We start from the raw sequence: 21,667 nt of genomic DNA, 5'->3' as shown, positions 1-21,667 counted from the left end.
CAGTCTAGCCAGGGGCCGTGCGGTGGCGGCCGGTGCAGGCAGTCAGGGTGCGGAGCGCGCTCCCGCGGCTCAGCCCTCGGCGCGCGGGTCCGGCGTGGTGGCCAGCAGATCCCGGTAGGCCGGGAAGCGGTCCATGAAGTCCCGCACGTAGCTGCACGTGGCCCGCACCTTCGTGCCGCGCTCGCGGTACTCGTCCAGCACGCGGGTCACGAGCGTGCGGGCGTAGCCCTGGCGGCCGAAGGCCTCGGAGATGATGGTGTGCTGCAGGTCCACGGTGGCGTCCGGGAGCACCTCGACCCCCAGGAAGCCGATGTACTGCCCGCCGTCCCACAGCTCGTAGCGGGAGTTGTCGTGGTTGGGCACGATCCTCAGCTCGGGACTCGTGATGGTGCTCGGTGTGCTCTCATCGCTCACGGGGGGCTCCTCCGGCTCGGTGTGTGTCACCTCACGCTATCCCACGGGAGTGCGGGTCCACTCGTCGATCCGGAACCGGGTTCCGTTGCGCGACTCGGCCCAGTCCGCGACCTCCCGGCGGGACCACGAGCCGCCCAGTACGGGGGCGTGGGTGTCACCGGGCACGTCCAGGTCCACGGTGGTCACCAGGGCGCGGGTGAGCGGCAGGGGACGGTGTGCCGCGGCCTCGCGCCACACTCCCGGGCCGCCGATCACCCACACCTCACGGGCGGTGTCCTCCTGCTCAGTCCCGGGTGCGGGGAGCAGGGACACGGCGAGGTCCAGCGCCTCGGCGTAGGAGCCCACGGCCCACACGCGCTCGCCGTCCGCGGGCACGGACTCCGGGCGGGAGGTGATCACGATGTTCGGTCGCCCCGGCAACGGTCGGAACCTCTCCGGGAAGGACTCCCACGTGCGCCGCCCCATGACCACGGGGTGCCCGATGGTGGTGCGCGCGAAGAACTTCAGGTCCTCGGACAGGTGCCACGGGATCCCGCCGTCCACCCCGATCACACCGTCCGGGTTCTGCGCCCAGATGCCCCCCACCACGACGCTGCCCACCACGACGTCGCCCGGCCCGGTGTCGGTCGCGGACGGGGCGTGAGCGGCGTCGTCGTCCGCCGGGGGCTGCGCGGGGTGCGGGGCAGGGAAACGGTCCACGCTCACACCGCCACCGGCGCCTTGATCCCGGGGTGGTGCTGGTAGCCCTCCACCGCGAAGTCCTCGAACGCGTAGTCGAAGATGGTCTCCGGGCGGCGCGTGAGCCGCAGCGTGGGGTACGGGTAGGGCTCGCGCGCGAGCTGCGTGCGCACCTGCTCCAGGTGGTTGGTGTAGATGTGGCAGTCCCCTCCGGTCCACACGAACTCGCCGGGCACCAGGTCGCACTGCTGGGCCACCATCACGGTGAGCAGCGCGTAGGAGGCGATGTTGAACGGCACCCCCAGGAACAGGTCCGCCGAGCGCTGGTAGAGCTGGCAGCTCAGGGCGTCCGGGCCGTCCGCGCGCGGCTGCACGTAGAACTGGAACAGCGCGTGGCACGGGGGCAGCGCCATCCGGTCCACCTCCGCGGGGTTCCACGCGGTGACCATGTGCCGCCGGGAGTCCGGGGTGGTGCGGATGGACTCGACCACGCGCGCGATCTGGTCGATCGTCTCCCCGTGCCCGGCGGGCCAGCTGCGCCACTGCACGCCGTACACCGGACCCAGGTCGCCGTTCTCGTCCGCCCACTCGTCCCAGATGCTCACGCCGCGCTCCTGCAGCCAGCGCACGTTGGAGGAGCCGGAGAGGAACCACAGCAGCTCGAGCGCCACGGAGCGGAAGTGCACGCGCTTGGTGGTCAGCAGGGGGAAGGAGGCGCCCAGGTCGTATCGGATCTGGCGGCCGAACACCGACAGCGTCCCGGTCCCGGTGCGGTCCGTCTTGGGCGTCCCGTTCTCCAGGACGTCCCGCAGCAGGTCCTCGTACGGTGTGGGGATCTCGCTCATGGCTCTCCTCTCACGACGCCGCACGCGCGCGTCGTCCTCTCTGCTTGCGGGGGTCGCGGCGGCGCCGCCGCGGGACGGTCAGTCGTCGAAGGGGGAGATGATTTCGAACGCCACGGCGCGGGAGCGCTGGGAACCGCGCGGCATGTGCATCACGATCATCTGCCCCGGGCTCAGGTAGGGGTCCGAGTCCGGCAGCCCCTTGGCCATCCCGGAGGGCATGTGCGCCGCGAGCACCTTGAGCACGGTGGGGAGCACGGGGCGGTGGGTGCACAGCACCACGGGGCGCTCGCTGTCGAAGAGCTGCTCGGTGACCTGCGCGGCCCGCTTGGGGTGACGCTTGTGGGTGGCCTCGGTGAGCTGCGGACGCTCCTTGACCTTCACGTTGTGCTTGGTGGCGTAGGGGACCACGGTGGACATGCAGCGCAGCCACGGGGAGGTGACCACGCGCTCCGGCTGCCACGCCGCGAGCAGCCGGGTCACGGCGAGGGCCTGTCGCTTGCCGGTCGCGGCCAGCGGACGGTCCCCCTCGGCCCGCTGCCAGGACGAGCGGGGCTTCGCCTTGGCGTGGCGGATCACGATCACGGGACGGGTGGGCAGCAGGCCCTGCGAGTAGAGCCGGGTGAGCCGCTCCAGCGGTGCGCGGTCGTCCTTGTTGCTGAGCATCTCGTGGGCGCGGGCGGGTGTGACCCACCGCATCTCGTCCACCTCGTCGTCCTCCGGGGCCGTCTGCGCGGTGGGGGAGACCTCCGCGGCCCAGTAGCGCACGAGCTTGTCGTTGCCGCGGACCTTGTACGCGGAGTCGCCCAGGTGGACCCCCAGGGTGATGCGCAGCCCCGTCTCCTCGCGCAGCTCGCGCACGGCCGTCTCCGGCAGCGTCTCACCGTCGTCCTGCTTGCCCTTGGGCCAGGACCAGTCGTCGTATCGGGGACGGTGGATGACCAGCACCTGGAGCTCGTTGTCCACCACCCGCCAGCAGAGACACCCCGCGGCGAGGATGTCGTACGTGCTCAGGGTGCTGCTCTTCGCCATGGTCTGCTCTCCGTGCTCGGAAACTCATGTCCCGCCCGCGGGGAGGGGGCGGGGATCCCGTACCGATGGTAGCGGGGCTCAGCCGCGGTACATGACGTCCACGTGCCAGCGCTCGAAGCCCAGGGACCCGTAGAGGGAGACGGCCGCCGTGTTGTCCGCGTCCACGTACAGCATGACCTCCCCGAGCCCCTCGCCGGCCAGGTGGTTGATGCCCGCGGCCGTGAGTGCCCGGCCCAGGCCGCCGCCCTGCTGATCGGGGTCCACGCCCACGGCGTAGACCTCGCCCAGGGCCGCGGCGCCCTCGCCGCCCGGGTGCACCTTGGTCCAGTGGAAGCCCACCACCCGGTCCGGGTCCTCGGTGGTCACCGCCAGGAGGAACCCGGCGGGGTCGAACCAGGACTCGCCCTCGCGCTGCTGCAGGTCGGACAGTGTCAGGCGGCCCTGTTCAGGGTGCTGGGCGAAGGCGCGGGAGTTGACCCGCAGCCAGGACTGCTCGTCCCGGCCCACCTCGAACGCGCGGATCTCCACACCCTCCGGCAGCGACACGTCGAGGGGCACGTCCTGGGCGTCTGTGACGGTGCGCCTGAGCTGCAGCAGGTCGCGCACCGCGGTGAGTCCGTGCAGCTCGGCGAGCCGCCGCGCCGCGGGCTGGTCACCGTGCGCCCAGGCCTCCACGGTGCCGTCCACGAGACCGCGCAGCTGGCCCGCGATGGCCGTGGCCACGCCCCGGTCGCGGTGCTCCGGGTCCACGGTGAGCTCCACGGTGAACGTGGAGGCGGCGTCAGGCTGGGGCATCACCACGGCGGCTCCCACCAGATCCTCGCCGTCGGTGGCGGCCACGCACGTGACCCCCGCCCGGCCGGAGCGCAGCTCCACGAGCGTCTGGTCCGAGAACGGCGGCTCGCCGTCGTGTGCGCGGGAGCGCTCCGCGAGGGCCACCAGGTCCTCGGGGAACGGGATGCTGTCGTACGGGGTCACGGTGACGGACATGGCAGTGCCTCCTCGGCGGTCGTCGGCGCGGTGCTCAGGCAGAGGTCTCCCTGCCTGCCGCGAAGCTGTACCCCACGTTACGCACCGTGGTGATCAGGTGCTCGTGGTCCGAGCCGAGCTTGGCGCGCAGCCGCCGGATGTGCACGTCCACGGTGCGGGTGCCGCCGTAGTAGTCGTAGCCCCACACCTCGGACAGCAGCTGGCTGCGGGTGAACACCCGGCCCACGTGCTGGACCAGGAACCGCAGCAGCTCGAACTCCTTGAACGTGAGGTTCAGGGCCCGCCCCGAGAGCTTCACCGTGTAGGAGTCCTCGTCGATGCTCAGCGAGCCCGCGCGCAGCACGCTCCCCTCGGGCTCCGGTTCCGGGGCGGCGCCGCCCGCGCTCACGAGTCGCAGCCTGGCCTCCACCTCGGCGGGCCCCGCGGTGTTCAGCACCACGTCGTCCACGCACCACGACGCCGCCACGGCCGCCATTCCGCCCTCCGTCACGCTCAGCAGCACGGGCAGGGGGCGCGGGGCGGCGGAGAGCGTCTGCGCCGCGTTGCGGGCGCCCACGAGATCCGCGGTGCCGTCCAGCACCACGACGTCCGGCCGGTTCGGCCCCGTGAGCCCCCCGGTGGCCGTCAGAGGATGGACCGAGACCGTGTGGGTGAGCAGCTCGAGGGCGGGCAGCGCGGTGTCCACCGCACCGGGGGCGGGGCTGAGCAGGGCGAGGTGGGACACGGCGTGCTCCGCTCGGACGCGTGGGGGGCCGGCCCCGAGCGGGCCCGGCCGATGACCGGGCCAGTATAGGCGGGGGCGCGCCGACGCCGCGGGGCACCCCACCGGGGCCCGGCCCTGCGGTGGTGCGGTCCTGACCACCGCCCTGCACCGCGTCCAGCGGGTGGCCGGGGCCCGGCGGGGGACGCGCGGCGGTTACCCTGGCACCAGGGCGCAGAACAGATCACCGCCCGCAGGTCGGCCCGGAGGAACCTCCCCATGAAGTACGCGCGCATCATCATCGCCGCCGTGGTGGCGCTGGTCCTCGCGCTCACGGCCGGCCTCGTGGGGGGCTGGGCGCCGTTCGTGGTCTCCGTGGGCATGGCGGTCACGATCGGCGTGGGGTGGCCCGCCGCGGCGGGCATCCAGGCCCGACGCCGCCACAACGTGCTCATCGCCTCGGCCGGCACCCTGGCGTGCCTGCTCGTGCAGCTCGTGCCGTCGCAGCGTCTCGTGTGGCTGCCCGCCGTCATCGGTGTCTCGTTCATGGCCGTGTGCGTGGCCGAGCTCGTGCGCGGTGAGGGTGCGAAGTACCGGCTGGAGTCCACCCTGGCGTCCGTCACGGGCGTGCTCGCGGCCGTGGCCGCCTCCGGGTGGATCGCGTTCTCCACCGTGGCCCACGAGCAGGGTCTCAGCGGGTGGCTCACCGTGGCCGGTGTGGGTGCGCCGCTGACCGTGATCCTCGTGGTCGCGGGGGCCCGGGTGATCTCCGCGGCCCCCGAGAACCTCCGGCGCAGGGGGATGATCACCCTCGGCGTGACCCCCGTGGCGCTGCTCGGAATGGTGGCCGTTTTCGCCAGTCAGGTCCTGGCCGCCGTGGTAGCGTGAAGCCATGCTTGCACTCGAAATCTTCTACCTGGTCCTCCTGGGTCTCGCGACCCTCGCCATCCTCGGAATCGGCGCGAAGGTCGTGTTCAGCCTCTTCAAGGGGCAGATGTAGCTCGTGCCCATCGAGATCCCCTCTGACCTGACACCCGAGCTCGTTCCCTTCTCGTGGCTCCTGGGCACGTGGGAGGGCAACGGCTTCATGGGGTACGGCGACGCCGAGCAGCGTGCTTTCCGCCAGCGCGTCACGTTCGAGCAGACCGGCCTACCGTTCGTGATCTACCGCGCGCAGACCACGCTCCTCGACGAAGAGGGCGAGCCGCAGCGCGAGGCCACGTACGAGCAGGGCTTCTGGGAGCTCGCGCGTCCCCGCGAGGACGGGGACATCGGTCCCGGCATGCTGCCGCCGGATCCCGTGCCGGTTCTCACGTCCGCGCAGGACGTCGAGGCGTTGCGCAACGCGGACGGCGGCTTCGACATCTCCGTGAGCATCCTCCAGCCGGGTGGCGTGGCGGAGCTGTACCTCGGGCAGATCAAGGGTCCCCGTGTGGACCTGCGCACCGACGCCGTGATCCGCGCCCAGGGCGCCAAGGAGTACCAGTCCGGCACGCGCCTCTACGGACTCGTGAACAACCACCTCATGTGGGCCTGGGACATGGCCGCCCAGGGGCGGGAGCTGGCCACCCACGCCTCCGCCGAGCTCACCAAGGTCGAGCCGGCGGCCGACCAGCAGTCGTGAGCGGAGCAGCTCCGGTGCACTCGTCCGTGCTGCTGGGACGCCACGGCGCAGTACCCGCCCAGGGCTTCGACGCCGGGGTGCCCGCCCACTACGGCGACCCCGTTCCGGAGCAGCGGGCCCTCGCGCGCGGGCGTGCGGTGGTGGACCAGTCCCAGCGCGGCGTGGTGACCGTGACCGGCCCGGACCGCCTGACCTGGCTCACAACGCTCTCCTCCCAGGTGCTGACCTCCCTGGAACCCGGCCGCAGCACCGAGGCCCTGTTCCTCAGCGTGCAGGGGCGCGTGGAGTACGCACCCCACGTCGTGGACGACGGCGCCACCACCTGGCTCATCACCGAGGCCGCCGAAACCTCCGGTCTCGTGGACTGGCTCAGCTCCATGCGCTTCGCGCTGCGGGTGGAGGTGCAGGACGTCTGCGCGCAGTGGGCCGTGCTGGCCGCCACGCAGGATCTCTCCGCCCGGATCTCCGCTCTGCTCCCGGACCTGCCGGGCCCCGCGGTGGCCGCGGTGTGGCACGATCCCTGGCCCGGGATCGCCACGGGCGGTCACGGGTACGCCGCTGAGCAGGACCACCCCGGTAGCGGCCGCACCTGGTTCGAGCACCTCGTGTCGAGGGATGCCCTGGCGTCCGTGGTCGAGGGCCTCGAAGGGGAGGGTTTCCAGCTCGCGGGATCGTGGGCCGCAGAAGCCCTGCGGATCGAGTCCTGGCGCCCCCGCTGGGGCGTGGACACGGACGAGAAGACCATTCCCCACGAGCTCGACTGGATGCGCACGGCTGTCCACCTGTCCAAGGGATGCTACCGCGGGCAGGAGACCGTGGCGCGCGTGCACAACCTGGGGCACCCGCCCCGCAGGCTCACCTTCCTGGACCTCGACGGCTCCCAGCACACCCTGCCGGAGGCGGGGGCGGCGGTGGAGCTGTCCGGGCGGGTCGTGGGTCGTGTGACCGCGGCCCAGCTGCACCACGAGGCGGGGCCCATTGCCCTCGCCGTGCTCAAGCGTTCGGTGGATCCGGAAGCGGTCCTCACGGTGCGGGAGGCGAGCAACGACCCCGGCGCGGAGGGCTCCGACGGGGTTGCTCCCGCCGCGGAGCAGTGGGCGGCCGCACAGACCGTGGTGGTCCCGCCGGAGGCCGGCTCGGTGGTCGGCCGTGCGGGTGGACTCATGCGCGGACCGCGCGGTGGAGGCATGCGGATCTGAGCCGCGCGGCGTCGGGGCCGGGAGCCACGGCGTCCACGCGGACTGACTGCGGCACAACGAACACGCGGGTCCTCGGAGGCAGTCCCTGCGAGGACCCGCGGTCGTTGGACGGGACTCAGCGGCCGAAGAGCTCCTTGGCCTCGTCGTAGCGGTCCCGGGGAACGGCCTTGAGGCCGTCGAGGGCAGCGGAGAAGTCCACGCGGACCACGTCGGTGCCGTGCAGGGCGCACATCTTGCCCCACTCCTGATCCGTCACCATGGTCACCGCCGCGATCCCCAGGCGCGTGGCCAGCACGCGGTCGAAGCCCGTGGGGGCACCACCGCGCTGGATGTGGCCCAGGATCGTGTTGCGGGTCTCGATGCCCGTGATGCTCTCGATCTCCTGGGTGACGAACTCGCCGATGCCTCCCAGACGCGGTCGGCCCGAGGCCTCCACGCCCTTGCCCGCAATGGCCTCCTCGCGATCGTCCGGGATGAAGCCCTCGGCCACGACCACCAGCGGGGACCGGCCGCGGTCGTGGACCTCGCGGACCCACTCGGAGACCTGTTCCATGGACTCCCGGAACTCGGGGATGAGGATCGCGTGGGCGCCGGCGGCCATGCCGGAGTGCAGTGCGATCCAGCCCACGTGGCGGCCCATCACCTCGGCCACCATGCAGCGGTGGTGGGACTCGCCGGTGGTGCGGATCCGGTCCATGGCGTCCGTGGCGATGGACACCGCGGTGTCGAAGCCGAACGTGTAGTCCGTGGCCTGGAGGTCGTTGTCGATGGTCTTGGGCACACCCACCACCGGGAGCCCGGCGTCCGCGAGGCGCTTGGCCCCGGCCAGGGTGCCCTCGCCGCCGATCGCGATCACGGCGTCGATGCCGTTGCTCTCGAGGACCTTGGCGATGTTCTCCGGCCCGCCGTGGGGACCGTCGAACGGGTTGGTGCGGGAGGTGCCCAGGATGGTGCCGCCCTCGCGGGCCAGGCCGCGCACGCTCTGGCGGGGCAGCTCCATGATGTCGCCCTCCACCACGCCGCGCCAGCCGTCGCGGAAGCCCACGAACTCGTGGCCGAAGGATTTGATGCCGTGCAGCACCGCCCCGCGGATCACCGCGTTGAGCCCGGGGCAGTCGCCGCCGCTGGTCATAAGCCCGATTCGCATGATGGGGTCAGTGCTCCTCTGTGGTGTCGTGGTCGATCTGACACCCTCCATCCTAGTGACCGGGGGTCCGCGCGGGGCGGGCGACGCCCCCGCACACTGACGGGTTCCGTGAACGTTCCCGCCACGGCACGCCCCGGACATTCACCCGGGGTTAATGCGGGGAACTAAGATCGGAGCCGAGAACTGTGAACACGCCGTTCGCGATGTCAGGCCACCAGGAGGATCAGATGACCGCCCAGCAAGAACCGGCCCGTGAGAACCTGCGCGAGTTCATCGACAAGCTCGTGGACCAGGGGTACACGGTGCGGGACGGGCAGTCCCCGGACCCGGACCTGATCGATCCGGGCGGAAGCGCCGTGGAGACGTGGCGCGAGGGCTACCCGTACGACGAGCGGATGTCCCGGGAGGACTACGAGCTGGAGAAGTACCAGCTGCAGATCGAGCTGCTGAAGTTCCAGTACTGGGGCCAGGACAACGACCTCAAGCACGTGGTGGTCTTCGAGGGTAGGGACGCCGCGGGCAAGGGCGGCACCATCAAGCGCTTCACGGAGCACCTGAACCCGCGAGCCGCCCGCGTGGTGGCGCTGAACAAGCCCTCGGACCGGGAACAGGGGCAGTGGTACTTCCAGCGCTACATCCAGCACCTGCCCACCAACGGGGAGATCGTGCTGTTCGACCGCTCGTGGTACAACCGCGGCAACGTGGAGCGCGTCATGGGCTTCTGCACGGACGAGCAGTACGAGGAGTTCATGCTGCAGGCGCCGGTCTTCGAGAAGATGCTCGTGGACTCCGGGATCCACCTCACCAAGTTCTGGTTCTCCGTGACGCAGCACGAGCAGCGCACCCGCTTCGCGATCCGCCAGATCGACCCCGTGCGCCGCTGGAAGCTCTCGCCCATGGACCTCGCGTCCCTGGACCGCTGGGAGGACTACACCGTGGCCAAGGAGGAGACCTTCCGTCGCACGGACACGGACCACGCCCCGTGGATCACCATCAAGTCCAACGACAAGAAGCGTGCGCGCCTGAACGCCATCCGCTTCTTCCTCAACCAGTTCGACTACGAGGACAAGGACACCTCCGTGGTGTACCCGCCGGACCCGCTGATCGTGCGCCGCGGCCGGGACGCCGTGGACGACTGACGGCTCCAGCACGCACGCGCACCCCGGCGGCTCGGCCACCGGGGTGCGCGTGCGTTCGGAACGGGCTCAGGCGGCGTCGGGCCCGAAGTTGTGACGGTCCACGAGCGCCCAGGATGCAGCGGCGTTGACCGCGGCCACCGTGAGCACCGAGGGCCACGCGCCCATCTTCTTGGCCAGCGGGTGGGACGCGCCGAAGCTCCCGCCGTAGAGCATCCCCAGGCTCGTGGCGGTCGTGGGGCCCGCGGACGCGAGCCACGTGCGGCCCGCTGCGGCGCCGCACGCCGCGAGGACCACGCCGCCCAGGGCGCGCACGCCGGTGACGCGCGCGATGCCGTAGCCGCCGATCAGCCCGGCGCCCACGAGGACCGCGCTCGGCACGGCCACGGGGGACGGCAGGTGCGCGTCCAGGGTCTTCACGGTGTCGGTGGTGGCCATGTCAGTTCTTCCCTCCCAGGAACGCCTGCAGCCGGGAGAGTCCCTCGGCGAGGTCGTCGTCGCCCAGCGCGTAGGACAGCCGCAGGTAGCCGGACGGGCCGAACGCCTCGCCCGGGACCACGGCCACCTCGGCCTTCTCGAGGATCAGCTCCGCGAGCTCGGCGGAGGTCTGCGGCGTGACGCCGTCGAACTCGCGTCCGAGCAGGGCGGTCACGTCCGGGTACGCGTAGAAGGCGCCCGTGGGTACGGGGCAGTTCACGCCCTCGATCGCGTTCAGCCCGTCCACGATCGTCCGACGACGCCGGTCGAACGCCTCCCGCATCTCGGCCACCTTGTCCATGGGGCCCTCCAGGGCGGCGAGTGCGGCGGCCTGTGCCACGTTGTTCACGTTGGACGTGAGGTGGGACTGCAGGTTGGTGGCGGCCTTGACCACGTCCTCGGGGCCGACCATCCAGCCCACGCGCCACCCCGTCATGGCGTAGGTCTTGGCCACACCGTTGAGCAGGATCAGGTGCTCGTGCAGCGCGGGGACGGCCTGGGCCATGGACACAAACTGCACGTCGTCGTAGGTGAGGTGCTGGTAGATCTCGTCGCTGATCACGAAGATGCCCTTGGCCGCGGCCCACTCGCCGATCGCGCGGGTCTCCTCCGCGGTGTACACGGAGCCCGTGGGGTTGGACGGCGAGCAGAACAGCAGCGCCTTGGTGGCGGGGGTGCAGGCGGCCTCCAGCTGCTCGGGGGTGAGCCTGTAGTTGTTCTCCGCCCCGGCGAAGACCTCCACGGGGTTGCCGCCGGCCAGGCGGATGGCCTCGGGGTAGGTGGTCCAGTACGGGGCGGGGAGCAGGACGTCGTCGCCGTCGTCCACCACGGTCTGGAAGGCCTGGTAGACGGCCTGCTTGCCGCCGTTGGTCACGAGCACCTGCGAGCTCGTCACGTCCCAGCCGCTGTCCCGCGAGGTGGCCCGGGCGATCGCCTCGCGCAGCTTCGGCTGACCGGCGGCGGGGGAGTAGCGGAAGTTCGCCGGGTCCCGCAGGGCCTCGGCCGCCGCCGCCACGATGTCGTCGGGCGTGGAGAAGTCCGGTTCGCCCGCGCCGAAGCCGATCACGGGACGGCCCTCGGCCTTGAGGGCCTTGGCCTTCGCGTCCACCGCGAGGGTCGCGGACTCCGCGATCGCCGCGATCCGGTGCGAGATGCGCTGCTGCGCTGGTGACATGGGGATCATCTCTCCTGGGCTGGCTGGCGTCGCCCGCGGCGGAACCCGGGCGCTGGTCTCCCAGCTTAGGTGCCGCGCCCCCGGCTTTGCACGGAACGAGACGGCCGCGTACCATAGTTGGTTGGTGCCGCCACCCGGGACCCCGTTGCCCCCACGGCGGAACGGATCCGGGTGACACGAGCCGGTGATAGGCTCGGGCACCGTTGCCGCGGTCGTGGTTGTCTCGACGCGGCAGATGAAGGGCAGTGGCGCAATTGGTAGCGCAGCGGTCTCCAAAACCGCAGGTTGCAGGTTCGAGTCCTGTCTGCCCTGCTTCACGACCCACCACGGCACGAACACCACCGCCGAGAAGCTGCTTCACGCAGGGGAGAGCCGATGTCGCACACCGTCACAGGACAGACCCCGGGTCAACCCGCCGGTTCGGAGCGCAAGCGCGGCTTCTTCGGACGGATCTGGCTGTTCATCCGCCAGGTCGTGGGGGAGCTCAAGAAGGTCGTCACCCCGTCCCGGCGGGAACTCGTCAACTACGTCCTGGTCGTGCTGGTGTTCGTCGCTTTCATGATGGTGCTGATCTCCCTGCTGGACCTGGCCTTCGGGCAGCTGGCCCTCTGGCTCTTCGGTAACGGCGACCAGGCCCAGTAAGACCGCGCAGCACGTCCAGCCGTCCACAGAAAGCAGGAGAAGCCAGTGACCGATCACGAGCTCGAGAACGACGACACTCAGCCCGCGCAGCTCGACACCCCGTCCGGGGACGCTGCGCGCGAGGAGTCGGCGGAGAGCGTGTCCGACACTGTCGCGTCCGCCGAGCCCACGGACTCGCAGGACGTCACGGACGAGAAGGCCGTCCAGGAGGCGGACCTCGACGTCGCCGAGGGCAACGGCGAGGCCACCCCGGTGCCGCTCGTGGAGGTCGAGGTCACCGAGGAGGCCGCCGAGGACCAGGTGGATCCCGTGGCCGAGTTCAAGGCCAACCTGCGCCGCCAGGAGGGCGACTGGTTCGTCATCCACACCTACGCCGGCTACGAGAACCGCGTGAAGACCAACCTCGAGACCCGCATCCAGTCCCTCAACATGGAAGAGGACATCTTCCAGATCGAGGTGCCCATGGAAGAGGTCGTGGAGATCAAGAACTCCCAGCGCAAGACCGTGCGCCGCGTGCGCATCCCCGGGTACGTGCTGGTCCGCATGAACCTCACCGACGCCTCCTGGGGCGCGGTGCGCCACACCCCGGGCGTCACGGGCTTCGTGGGCCAGGACGCCTACAACCCCGCGCCGCTGCGCCTCGACGAGGTGTTCGACATGCTCGCACCCACGTTCGAGACCCCGGACAAGGCCAAGGGCCTCGGCGAGACCGCCGGTTCCGGAGCCGGATCGCAGGGCGCCGCCGCCCAGCAGGTCACCGTGGACTTCGAGGTCGGCGAGTCCGTGATCGTGAAGGAGGGCCCGTTCGAGACCCTCCCGGCCACGATCTCCGAGATCAAGGTGGAATCCCAGCAGCTCGTGGTGCTGGTCTCCATCTTCGAGCGCGAGACCCCCGTGACCCTGGGCTTCAACCAGGTCACCAAGATCTAGCACCCCAGACTTCGGAGTTCCCCGGATGCGCTTTGGTCCGGGGCTTCTCCGTCCGGTCGCCGCGCCACGGCGACCACCCGCCGTCGTACGCTCCTGTGCGGCGGTACGCACAGCCAGAAAGAGGACCATCACATGGCTCCCAAGAAGAAGAAGGTCGCAGGCCTGATCAAGCTGCAGATCCAGGCAGGCGCCGCCAACCCGGCTCCTCCCGTGGGTCCGGCGCTGGGTCAGCACGGCGTCAACATCATGGAGTTCTGCAAGGCCTACAACGCGGCCACGGAATCCCAGCGCGGCAACATCGTGCCGGTGGAGATCACCGTCTACGAGGACCGCTCGTTCTCGTTCGTCACCAAGACCCCGCCCGCCGCGCAGCTGATCAAGAAGGCCGCCGGCGTCGCCAAGGGTTCCGGCGTCCCCCACACCACCAAGGTGGGCAAGATCACCATGGACCAGGTCCGTGAGATCGCCGAGACCAAGAAGGAAGACCTCAACGCCAACGACATCGACGCCGCCGCGAAGATCATCGCCGGCACCGCCCGCTCCATGGGCATCGAGGTCAACTGAGTCCTTTCGACTCACCAGCAACACACTTCATCGTGGCAGGGCCGAGCGCGGTCCGCAGACCACAACTGCACAAGGAGAAGAAGCAGATGGCACAGCGCAGCAAGGCATACCGGGCAGCTGCCGAGAAGATCGAGGCGGGCAAGTTCTACGCTCCCGCCGAGGCGGTCGCCCTGGCCAAGGAACTGGCCGAGGGCAGCAAGTCCGACCCCACCGTGGAGGTCTCCATGCGTCTCGGCGTGGATCCCCGCAAGGCGGACCAGATGGTCCGCGGCACCGTGAACCTGCCCAACGGCACCGGCAAGACCGCCCGCGTGGTCGTCTTCGCCACCGGTGACAAGGCCGCCGCGGCCGAGGCCGCCGGCGCCGACTTCGTGGGCAACGACGACCTGATCGCCAAGATCCAGGGCGGCTGGACGGACTTCGACGCCGCCGTGGCCACCCCGGACATGATGGGCAAGGTGGGCCGCCTGGGCAAGATCCTGGGTCCCCGCAACCTCATGCCGAACCCCAAGACCGGCACCGTGACCATGGACGTGGCCAAGGCCGTCAACGACATCAAGGGCGGCAAGATCGACTTCCGCGTCGACAAGCACTCCAACCTGCACTTCATCATCGGCAAGGCGTCCTTCGACGCGCAGAAGCTCGCCGAGAACTACGGTGCAGCCCTGGAGGAGGTGCTTCGTCTGAAGCCCTCCGCCTCCAAGGGTCGCTACATCACCAAGGCCACCGTGGCCACCACGTTCGGCCCGGGCATCCCCGTGGACCCGAACGCCACCGAGGTGACCGCCCAGGCGTGATCCCGGCTCGCCGTGGGGCCCTGCAGGACCCACGGCGCAGGAGTGACAGTAGGGTCCGTGCCGTCCCAGGCCGGGCCCTACTGCCATGTTCGGGGCCGGATCGCGGTGGGCGTTCCATGATGTACTGGAGGTGGAATCCCCGCGGGGATCCGCCACCGGGGTGTCGTCCGGGCTGTGGACGGCACGGAAGGAGAACACAGTGACGCAGTCGTCACCGGTACGTATCGAGCTCTTGCGCATCCCCGATGCGTTCGACGCGGACGCCCAGCAGCAGCTGGGGGACGTGGCGGCCCTGGTGCAGTCCTCCCGACGCCACGTGTGGGGCACGGACCAGCTGAGCAACGAGGCCCACGACATCTTCCGGGACCTCAAGGACCCCTACGAGCGCGTCAACATCCTGTGCGCCTTCCTTGACGAGCGCCTGGTGGGGCGCGCCGAGGTGCGGATGCCGCTGATCGCGGACACCGGGATGGCGCAGATCGTGGTGCACGTGGACCCGGACGAGACGTCGGAGGGCATTGGACGCGGCCTCCTGGGTGCTGCTGAGCAGCTGGCCCACGGGGAGTCACGCCGCCTGGTCCGGCTCGTCACCGAGCACCCCGCATCCGAGGCCCGGGATCCAGCGGGCCCCGGGGACGGCAGCGTGGACGGCAGCTCCGACGGCGAGGAGCCGTCCGGCGACCCGGCCACGCCGGTGCCGTGGCTGGAAGCCGCGGACGGCTCGGGCCGGCTGCCGGCCAGCCACCGCCAGACCCGGTTCGCGCAGCACGCGGGCTACGGCCTGCGCACGGTGAGCAGCTTCGCCCTGCTGCCCGTTCCTCTGGCGGAGTCCCGGCTGCAGCGCATCCAGGAGTCCCTGAGCTCCACCCCGTTCGCGGAGCACTACCGCATGCACACGTGGGTGGGAGAGGCCCCCGAGGAGCTGCTCGCCCCGCTCGCGCAGCTGCACGCGAAGATCCCCACGGACTCGTTCGTGCGCCCCATCGTGGCGGATCCCGATCCGTGGGACGGGGACCGGGTGCGCCGCACCGAGCAGCTGCGCCAGGAGGACGGCGACCGCTCGCTCATGGCCGTGGTCCAGGACCTGCGCACCGGTGAGCTGGTGGGCATGACCGAGCTGATCCTCGCGCAGCACCGCCCCGTGCTGGCGCTGCAGGACGAGACGCTCGTGGTGCGGGAGCACCGCGGCCACCGCCTGGGCATGCGTCTCAAGCTGGCGAATCTGGAGCAGCTCGCGGCCGTGGCGCCGGAGGTCACCACCGTGTACTCGTGGACCCACAGCGGCAACGACCGCATGAACTGGGTGAACGCGCAGCTCGGGTTCCAGGAGGCCGGACAGTCCGCGATCTGGGAGCAGGACTTCAGCGTCGTCTGACCGCTCCGGGGGACGTGCCGCCCACGCGGGGCACTCCGCCGGGTGTCACCAGGGCAACGGCAGGACCACGGAGCTGTCCCCTGGCGCGAGCCCCGCGCGCGGTACGCTCAGCAGCCCCTGCGCTTCGCTCAGACCGCGCAGCATGTTGGAGGAGACGGCGCGGCACGGCTCCCACGCGTCCCCGCGGCGTCGTGCGGGCACGAGCTTCTCCCGCCGTCCGCCCGCCGCGTCCGCGCCCACGGTGACGGGAACGAGCTGCGCTGCGGGGTGCCCCGCGAAGCCGGCGAGCAGCGGCCCTCCCACGAGCAGCAGCACCGTGAGCGCCGCCAGGGGGTTGCCGGGCAGGGCCAGCACCGTACTGCGCTCTGCCGCACCCAGCAGGGCGGGGTGCCCTGGCTGCAGGTCGAGCTGGTCCACGAGCACCCGGGTCTCCCGCTCCAGCAGCGGGCGGACGTGGTCCGCCCCGGAGCGGGACGTGCCCCCGGTGGTGAGCACCACGTCGTGCTCTGCACACGCGGCCCGGAACGCAGCGGCCAGGGACACCGGATCGTCGTCCACCCGGTGCACGGTGCCCGGCACGGCTCCGTACGCGGTGACCACGTGGGGCAGGGACATGCTGAACGCGTCGCGCACCAGACCGGGCCCGGGCACACCGCTCGTGCGCACCTCGGAGCCCGTGAGCAGCAGGGCGACCCGGGGTGCCCGCCGGACGGGGAGGTGGTCCAGCCCGGCCACGGCGGCGAAGGCGGCGTCCGCGGGGGACAGCACCCGGCCGGCGTGGAACAGCACCTCGTGGGCCTGGCACTCCGTGCCCGCCGCGCGGATGTGGCGGCCCTCCAGCTCGGAGGGTGGGGCGCCCGGCGCCGGGCGCACGCTGGAGCCGGAGCGGCACGAGAACTCCTCCCGGACCACGCTCGTGGTGCCCGCGGGAACCACGCCACCCGTGACCACCGGGACGGCAGTGCCCGGTGCGAGGACCACCGCGGAGGCCGCGCTGGGAAGATGCACCGTGGCACCGGGCCCCGTGTGGGCGGACGGTGAGCCACTGGTCACCAGCTCCCACGGACCAGGTCCCCTGACGGCGTAGCCGTCCATGGCACTGGAGGCGTAGTGCGGTACAGCGCAGGCGGCCCTCACGTCCTCGGCCAGGACCCGTCCGGACGCCCGTGACAGTGGTACCTGCTCGGTGGGCACCCCTCCGGGGCCGGCGGCCGACCCACGCCGCCCGGTGGCCGGGGCGGCTCCGGCGCGGTGGGCGAGGGCGGCTCCGACGCGGTGGGCGAGGTCCCGCGCGTCGTCCCGCCCCGCGTGACGTCGCACCGGGAGACCGCAGGCCCACGGGGGATCCGCTGGGGTGGGCACGGGCTCAGCCACCGGCGAAGGGTGGCAGGACGTCCACGGTGGCGCCGGGAGCCACGGGCGAGAACGGATCCTTGGCGGCGATCCCGTCCACGAGCCACGAGCAGCGGGGGAGCACCTGTGCGAGGGTGGGCTCACCGGGCGGAGCCACGGGGTGCAGGCTCACGAGCAACTGTGCGAGGTCGGTGCGGCTCAGCGCCGCCGGTGTGGCCACGTGCTCCTCCTCGGTGCCTGCGGCGGCGGCGGCCGCGGCGAAATACCTCACGCGCACCTCGTCAGCCCCCGATCGCGCTCATGCTGCGGTCCGGCTGGATGTAGTCCCCGGAGTCCAGCCCGGTGTGGTCCATCCCGTGCGCCCTGGGTTTGACCCACATGGCCTCGCGCCAGCGCTGGGTGACCTGGGCGTCGGTGGCGCCGGAGCGCAGAAGGTGCATGAGGTCGGTCTCGTGGTGGGAGAACAGGCACGAGCGCACGTGGCCCTCGGCGGTGATGCGGGTGCGCGTGCAGTCCTCGCAGAACGGCTCGGTCACCGAGGCGATGATGCCCACGGTGCCCACCACCCGGTCCTCGGCCTTCCGGCGCACGAGGTACTTCTCGGCGGGCGCGCCGGCCCGTGGTGCGGTGTCCGGGGTGAGGTCGAAGTCCCGGGAGAGGCTCTCACGGATCTGCGCGGCGGTCACCATGTTCTCCCGGGTCCAGCCGTGGTCCGCGTCCAGGGGCATCTGCTCGATGAACCGCAGGTCGCACGCGTTCTCGAGCGCCCAGTGCAGCAGCCCGGGCGCCTCGTGATCGTTGACGCCCCGCATCAGCACGGCATTGATCTTCACGGGGCTCATGCCCGCGCGGCGGGCCGCGGCCACGCCGTCCAGCGCCTCGGCGAGCCGCCCACGGCGAGCGAGGCGTTCGTAGGTCTCCGCGCACAGGGTGTCCAGGGAGATGTTCACGCGCGTCATCCCCGCGTCCGCGAGTCCCGGCGCCCGGGCGGCCAGGCCGATCCCGTTACTCGTCATGGACACGGGCACGCCCGGCAGCGCGGTGTGCAGGGCCTGCACCAGCTGCTCGAGGTCCGGCCTGATGAGGGGTTCGCCCCCGGTGAGGCGGATCTCGCGCACCCCGAACTCGGTCACGGCGATGCGCGCGAGCCGCACGATCTCCTCGACCGTCAGCAGGGACTCCCGGGGGAGCCACTGCATGCCCTCCGCGGGCATGCAGTAGGTGCACCGCAGGTTGCACTTGTCGGTGATGGAGATGCGCAGGTCCGTGGCGGTTCGTCCGAAACGGTCCGTCAACGGTCCCTGCCTGGGCACTCCCCGCGTGGGAAGCACGCGGGGGTTGCCGAGGAAAACGGACATGCGCCCCAGTGTAGGACTCCGCCCCGACACCCTCGCCGCCCCCGGGAGGGTGACTACCCTGGAGCCATGTCCCGCACCCCGTCCGCGCACCGCACCATCCCCGAGCACCGGGACGCGGTCCGGGCCCTGCTCGGCCGCGCCCGCTCCCGGGACCGGGAGGACGACGCCGCACGGCCGGTTCCGCTGGCGGCGGCCCACGGGTGCGTGCTCGCGGAGGATCTCGTGGCCCCTCTGGACCTGCCTCCCCACACCAACTCGCAGATGGACGGCTTCGCGGTGCGGGTCGCGGACCTCGCCCCCGCGCCCGGGGCAGGGGAGGTCACGCTCCCCGTGCACGGCACCCGCGCCGCCGGGGCCGCCCCGGCACCCCACGTCCCCGGTACCGCGACCGCCGTGATGACCGGGGCGGTGCTCCCCGAGGGAGCCGATGCCGTGATCCCCGTGGAGCGCGTCCAGCCCCCGCGCTTCGACACCCCCACCGTCACGGTCGCCGCCGCCGACGTCCCCCGGGAGGGCAGCTTCGTGCGGGAGGCCGGCAGCGACGTCGCCCGGGGGGACGTGGCCCTGCCCGCCGGAACGGTGCTCGGGACCGCCGCGCTGGGCGCGTGCGCGGCGCTCGGGCTCACGGGGGAGGATCCGGTGCCGGTGCACCGCGGGCCGCGCGTGCTCGTGGTCAGCGGCGGGGACGAGGTGGTTCCCGCCGGCAGACCGCTGCCCACGGGGTCCGTGTACGACGCGAACGGGCCGCTGCTCGAGGCGTGGCTCACCGGCCACGGTGCCGAGCACGTGAGCCGGCTGCGCGTGGACGACGACCCCCACGCGCTCCTCACGGCTCTTCGTGCGGGACTGGAGGAGTCACGCGCGGACCTCGTGGTCACGAGCGGAGGCATCAGCGCGGGTGCTTTCGAGGTGGTGCGTCAGGGCCTCGAACGGGCGGGCACGCAGATGTGGTTCGGCCACGTGGACATGCAGCCCGGCGGTCCGCAGGGCTGCGGGCTGCTCTGGGGGACACCCGTGCTGTGCCTGCCGGGCAATCCCGTGAGCACGTGGGTCTCGTGCGAGGTGTTCGTGCGCGCCGCGCTCGCGGACGTGTGGGCCTGCTGCCCGCCCGCGCGCTGGAGCTCTGCCCGGCTGGACGCCCCGGTGGAGCCCTTGGAGTCCCGCACCCAGCTGCGTCGGGGCACGCTGCTGCCCAGCGCTCCGCCGCGGGTCGCGCTGGTGGGCGGCGCGTCCTCCCACCTGCTGACCGCGGCCGCCCGGGCGGACGTGCTCGTCGGCATCCCGCCCGGCACCGGTACCCTGCCCCGGGGGACCGAGGTGGACGTGCTCCTCCTCGACGGCGGGGTGGTGGCCCGGAACCCGGAGACCTCGAACGCGGCGACCGGAGCGATGGCCTGTCGCTCGGAAACCTCGGACGCGGCGGCCGGGGCACCTCGCAGAGCCCGGAACGGACCCTGAACCCGGAACGCATGCCCGCCCGCCCGCCCGCCCGCGCCACACCACGCACGGCGCCCCACGGCCCACGACCACAAGGAGAACAGTGAGCGATCAGCCCGAGGACAGGACGCGGCAGCGTCTCACGCACGTGCGCGAGGACGGCACGGCGCACATGGTGGATGTCAGCGAGAAGGCCGTGACGTCCCGGGAGGCCACGGCCCAGGCAGTGCTCGTCACGCGCCCGGACGTGGTCGAGCTGCTCGCGAACGGGGACCTGCCCAAGGGTGACGCCCTGGCCGTGGCTCGGATCGCGGGCATCATGGCGGCCAAGCGCACGCCGGAACTGGTGCCCCTGTGCCATCCGTTGCCACTGAGCAAGGTGACCGTGGACCTCGAGCCGCAGCGGGACAGGGTGGTCGTGCAGGCCACTGTGCGCACCCGCGGTGTCACCGGTGTGGAGATGGAGGCGCTGACCGCCGCGAGCGTGGCGGCTCTCACGCTGTACGACATGGTCAAGGCCGTGGACAAGGCCGCCAGCATCGAGGACACCCGGGTGCTGGCCAAGTCGGGCGGCAAGAGCGGTGACTGGAGCGCATCGTGAGCGGACACGGCGAGCGGCACGTGGGCGCCCGGCGTCCGGCCCACCGGGACGAGATCGGCGACTTCCACCTGGTGGGACGCCGGGCGGAGGTCGTGATCGTCTCCAGTTCCGCGGCCGCGGGAACGGCGCAGGACCTGTGCGGACCTGTGCTGCGGGACTGGCTCGAGGGAAGGGGCCTGCGGAGCCGGGTGCACGTGGTTCCGGACGGACCGGAGGTGCTTGCCGCACTGCGGCGTCTCACTGCGCACTCCCACACGGAGGAGGGGCCGCGGTTCGTGGTCACCTCTGGGGGGACGGGGCTGAACTCGGACGACGTCACTCCCGAGGCCACCGCCGCGGTGCTGGAACGGCAGTCCCCGGGCATCGTGCACGCGCTGTGGGCGCAGGGACTTCAGAAGACTCCCACCGCCGCGATGAGCCGCGGCGTGGCCGGTCAGGTGGGGCGGACGTTCGTGGTGAACCTCCCGGGCTCGCGCGGCGGGGTCAAGGACGGGATGGCGGTGCTGGATCCCCTCATCGACCACATCAGCGCCCAGCTGGAGGACGTCCACGGCCACGGGGAGGACCGCTCGGTGACCCGCTCCGGGGACGAGGTTCTCCCCGCCGCCGAGGGCGACTCCCACCCGGCCGGGGCGGACGCCCAGGTGGCGGCCGGCAGCACGGTCGCCTCCGGGCCCGGGCCGGCGCACGACGCCGCCCGGGCCGCGGACCCGGACGCGGCGGCGTCGTCCCCGGGTGGCGGTGACCCGTGCAGCGGGTCGGAGGCGGCAGACCACGTGCTCCGGGCTCGGATCACGGAGGAACCGCTCGACGGGGACCTCGCCCGGCGCGAGGTGGCCGACCCCGGCTGCGGTGCGGTGGTCGGCTTCAGCGGGGTGATCCGCGACCACGACGGCGGCAGGAGCGGTGTGACGGGGCTCGAGTACAGTGCGCACCCCGCGGCCCAGCAGGTCATGACGGACACGGTGCGGGAGGTCGCCCGTGAGCACCCGGGGGTCCGGCTGTGGGCCGAGCACCGCATCGGGGCGCTCGCCGTGGGGGACAGCGCCCTGGAGGTCGCCGTGGCCGCGGCCCACCGAGCGGAGGCCTTCGCGGCGTGCTCCCGGCTGGTGGACCGCATCAAGGAGTGCGTGCCCATCTGGAAGCGGGAGAGCTTCGAGGACGGGCGGCACACCTGGGTGGGACTGGACGCCTGAG

General features: G+C 71.9%; 24 protein-coding genes and 1 tRNA gene. 13 read left to right on the top strand and 12 right to left on the bottom strand.

The window, feature by feature from the left end; all coding sequences use genetic code 11:
* Window positions 1-69: 69 nt before the first annotated feature.
* The 6 genes from AABM36_RS11550 to AABM36_RS11525 form a co-directional block, all read right to left on the bottom strand.
* Window positions 70-414 carry a GNAT family N-acetyltransferase gene (locus AABM36_RS11550; RefSeq protein ID WP_423446389.1) on the bottom strand — a complete coding sequence of 115 codons (345 nt, stop codon included), beginning with the start codon at window positions 412-414 and terminating at the stop codon, window positions 70-72.
* A 36-nt stretch (window positions 415-450) separates the two neighbouring features.
* A complete protein-coding gene (locus AABM36_RS11545) occupies window positions 451-1,119 on the bottom strand; it encodes a dihydrofolate reductase (RefSeq protein WP_423446387.1) in 669 nt (222 codons plus the stop codon).
* Entirely contained in the window at window positions 1,116-1,937 is an 822-nt protein-coding gene (locus AABM36_RS11540; RefSeq protein WP_423446385.1) for a thymidylate synthase, read from the bottom strand. Before AABM36_RS11540 ends, AABM36_RS11545 begins: the two co-directional genes overlap by 4 nt.
* Window positions 1,938-2,015: 78 nt before the next feature.
* Window positions 2,016-2,966, bottom strand: a complete 951-nt coding sequence (locus AABM36_RS11535; protein ID WP_423446384.1) for an NUDIX hydrolase — start codon at window positions 2,964-2,966, stop codon at window positions 2,016-2,018.
* A 78-nt stretch (window positions 2,967-3,044) separates the two neighbouring features.
* Window positions 3,045-3,956: a mycothiol synthase gene (gene mshD, locus AABM36_RS11530; protein WP_423446382.1), complete on the bottom strand. Its 912-nt coding sequence runs from the start codon at window positions 3,954-3,956 to the stop codon at window positions 3,045-3,047.
* 34 nt (window positions 3,957-3,990) lie between these two features.
* Complete coding sequence (locus tag AABM36_RS11525; protein ID WP_423446381.1) at window positions 3,991-4,680, bottom strand: response regulator transcription factor; 690 nt, start codon at window positions 4,678-4,680, stop codon at window positions 3,991-3,993.
* A gap of 255 nt (window positions 4,681-4,935) precedes the next feature.
* Here AABM36_RS11525 and AABM36_RS11520 point away from each other — a divergent pair, with 255 nt between their 5' ends.
* From AABM36_RS11520 to AABM36_RS11510, 3 genes are all read left to right on the top strand, one after another.
* Complete coding sequence (locus AABM36_RS11520) at window positions 4,936-5,544, top strand: hypothetical protein (RefSeq protein ID WP_423446379.1); 609 nt, start codon at window positions 4,936-4,938, stop codon at window positions 5,542-5,544.
* Window positions 5,545-5,659: 115 nt separating this feature from the next.
* Window positions 5,660-6,280, top strand: coding sequence for an FABP family protein (locus AABM36_RS11515; protein ID WP_423446378.1), 621 nt, complete (start codon window positions 5,660-5,662; stop codon window positions 6,278-6,280).
* A complete protein-coding gene (locus tag AABM36_RS11510; RefSeq protein ID WP_423446376.1) occupies window positions 6,277-7,479 on the top strand; it encodes a YgfZ/GcvT domain-containing protein in 1,203 nt (400 codons plus the stop codon). The genes AABM36_RS11515 and AABM36_RS11510 overlap by 4 nt, the downstream gene beginning before the upstream one ends.
* A gap of 115 nt (window positions 7,480-7,594) precedes the next feature.
* On the opposite strand, the gene AABM36_RS11505 is transcribed toward AABM36_RS11510, so the two are convergent.
* Window positions 7,595-8,626 carry an ATP-dependent 6-phosphofructokinase gene (locus AABM36_RS11505; protein ID WP_423446375.1) on the bottom strand — a complete coding sequence of 344 codons (1,032 nt, stop codon included), beginning with the start codon at window positions 8,624-8,626 and terminating at the stop codon, window positions 7,595-7,597.
* A 227-nt stretch (window positions 8,627-8,853) separates the two neighbouring features.
* On the opposite strand from AABM36_RS11505, the gene ppk2 reads away from it, so the two are divergent.
* Window positions 8,854-9,765, top strand: a complete 912-nt coding sequence (gene ppk2 / locus AABM36_RS11500) for a polyphosphate kinase 2 (protein WP_029603156.1) — start codon at window positions 8,854-8,856, stop codon at window positions 9,763-9,765.
* 66 nt (window positions 9,766-9,831) lie between these two features.
* Here ppk2 and AABM36_RS11495 read toward each other — a convergent pair whose 3' ends face one another.
* Together AABM36_RS11495 and AABM36_RS11490 are read right to left on the bottom strand one after the other, a co-directional pair.
* Window positions 9,832-10,200, bottom strand: coding sequence for a hypothetical protein (locus AABM36_RS11495; RefSeq protein WP_423446373.1), 369 nt, complete (start codon window positions 10,198-10,200; stop codon window positions 9,832-9,834).
* 1 nt (window position 10,201) lies between these two features.
* A complete protein-coding gene (locus AABM36_RS11490; protein WP_423446371.1) occupies window positions 10,202-11,413 on the bottom strand; it encodes a pyridoxal phosphate-dependent aminotransferase in 1,212 nt (403 codons plus the stop codon).
* Window positions 11,414-11,652: 239 nt separating this feature from the next.
* Here AABM36_RS11490 and AABM36_RS11485 point away from each other — a divergent pair.
* The 6 genes from AABM36_RS11485 to AABM36_RS11460 all read left to right on the top strand — a co-directional run bounded on the left by AABM36_RS11485 (window position 11,653) and on the right by AABM36_RS11460 (window position 15,721).
* Window positions 11,653-11,725: transfer RNA gene (locus AABM36_RS11485), tRNA-Trp, on the top strand.
* 63 nt (window positions 11,726-11,788) lie between these two features.
* Complete coding sequence (secE, locus tag AABM36_RS11480; protein WP_019309671.1) at window positions 11,789-12,055, top strand: preprotein translocase subunit SecE; 267 nt, start codon at window positions 11,789-11,791, stop codon at window positions 12,053-12,055.
* A 45-nt stretch (window positions 12,056-12,100) separates the two neighbouring features.
* Window positions 12,101-12,985: a transcription termination/antitermination protein NusG gene (nusG, locus tag AABM36_RS11475; RefSeq protein ID WP_423446369.1), complete on the top strand. Its 885-nt coding sequence runs from the start codon at window positions 12,101-12,103 to the stop codon at window positions 12,983-12,985.
* A 132-nt stretch (window positions 12,986-13,117) separates the two neighbouring features.
* Window positions 13,118-13,549, top strand: a complete 432-nt coding sequence (gene rplK, locus AABM36_RS11470; protein ID WP_019309669.1) for a 50S ribosomal protein L11 — start codon at window positions 13,118-13,120, stop codon at window positions 13,547-13,549.
* Window positions 13,550-13,635: 86 nt separating this feature from the next.
* The gene (gene rplA, locus AABM36_RS11465; protein ID WP_423446367.1) at window positions 13,636-14,346 is read left to right on the top strand and encodes a 50S ribosomal protein L1; all 711 of its coding nucleotides are present in this window, start codon (window positions 13,636-13,638) and stop codon (window positions 14,344-14,346) included.
* A gap of 199 nt (window positions 14,347-14,545) precedes the next feature.
* Window positions 14,546-15,721: a GNAT family N-acetyltransferase gene (locus tag AABM36_RS11460; RefSeq protein WP_406018189.1), complete on the top strand. Its 1,176-nt coding sequence runs from the start codon at window positions 14,546-14,548 to the stop codon at window positions 15,719-15,721.
* A gap of 45 nt (window positions 15,722-15,766) precedes the next feature.
* On the opposite strand, the gene AABM36_RS11455 is transcribed toward AABM36_RS11460, so the two are convergent.
* The 3 genes from AABM36_RS11455 to moaA all read right to left on the bottom strand — a co-directional run bounded on the left by AABM36_RS11455 (window position 15,767) and on the right by moaA (window position 18,432).
* Window positions 15,767-16,915 carry a molybdopterin-binding protein gene (locus tag AABM36_RS11455; RefSeq protein ID WP_406019555.1) on the bottom strand — a complete coding sequence of 383 codons (1,149 nt, stop codon included), beginning with the start codon at window positions 16,913-16,915 and terminating at the stop codon, window positions 15,767-15,769.
* Between the two features lie 172 nt (window positions 16,916-17,087).
* Window positions 17,088-17,351 carry a MoaD/ThiS family protein gene (locus AABM36_RS11450; RefSeq protein WP_406018187.1) on the bottom strand — a complete coding sequence of 88 codons (264 nt, stop codon included), beginning with the start codon at window positions 17,349-17,351 and terminating at the stop codon, window positions 17,088-17,090.
* Between the two features lie 4 nt (window positions 17,352-17,355).
* Complete coding sequence (gene moaA, locus AABM36_RS11445; RefSeq protein ID WP_406018185.1) at window positions 17,356-18,432, bottom strand: GTP 3',8-cyclase MoaA; 1,077 nt, start codon at window positions 18,430-18,432, stop codon at window positions 17,356-17,358.
* Window positions 18,433-18,498: 66 nt separating this feature from the next.
* Here moaA and glp point away from each other — a divergent pair, with 66 nt between their 5' ends.
* The 3 genes from glp (at window position 18,499) to AABM36_RS11430 (ending at window position 21,666) form a co-directional block, all read left to right on the top strand.
* Entirely contained in the window at window positions 18,499-19,890 is a 1,392-nt protein-coding gene (gene glp, locus AABM36_RS11440) for a gephyrin-like molybdotransferase Glp (RefSeq protein ID WP_406018183.1), read from the top strand.
* Window positions 19,891-19,972: 82 nt separating this feature from the next.
* Window positions 19,973-20,470: a cyclic pyranopterin monophosphate synthase MoaC gene (gene moaC / locus AABM36_RS11435; protein ID WP_406018181.1), complete on the top strand. Its 498-nt coding sequence runs from the start codon at window positions 19,973-19,975 to the stop codon at window positions 20,468-20,470.
* Window positions 20,467-21,666, top strand: a complete 1,200-nt coding sequence (locus AABM36_RS11430) for a molybdenum cofactor biosynthesis protein MoaE (protein WP_406018179.1) — start codon at window positions 20,467-20,469, stop codon at window positions 21,664-21,666. The genes moaC and AABM36_RS11430 overlap by 4 nt, the downstream gene beginning before the upstream one ends.
* Window position 21,667 lies beyond the last annotated feature (1 nt).

The organism is Kocuria sp. KSNUG (genome assembly GCF_049532735.1).
Lineage (GTDB): Bacteria > Actinomycetota > Actinomycetes > Actinomycetales > Micrococcaceae > Kocuria > Kocuria rhizophila.
Note: the sequence above shows the minus strand (reverse complement) of the source record. Positions and strands in the feature narration are given on the sequence as shown.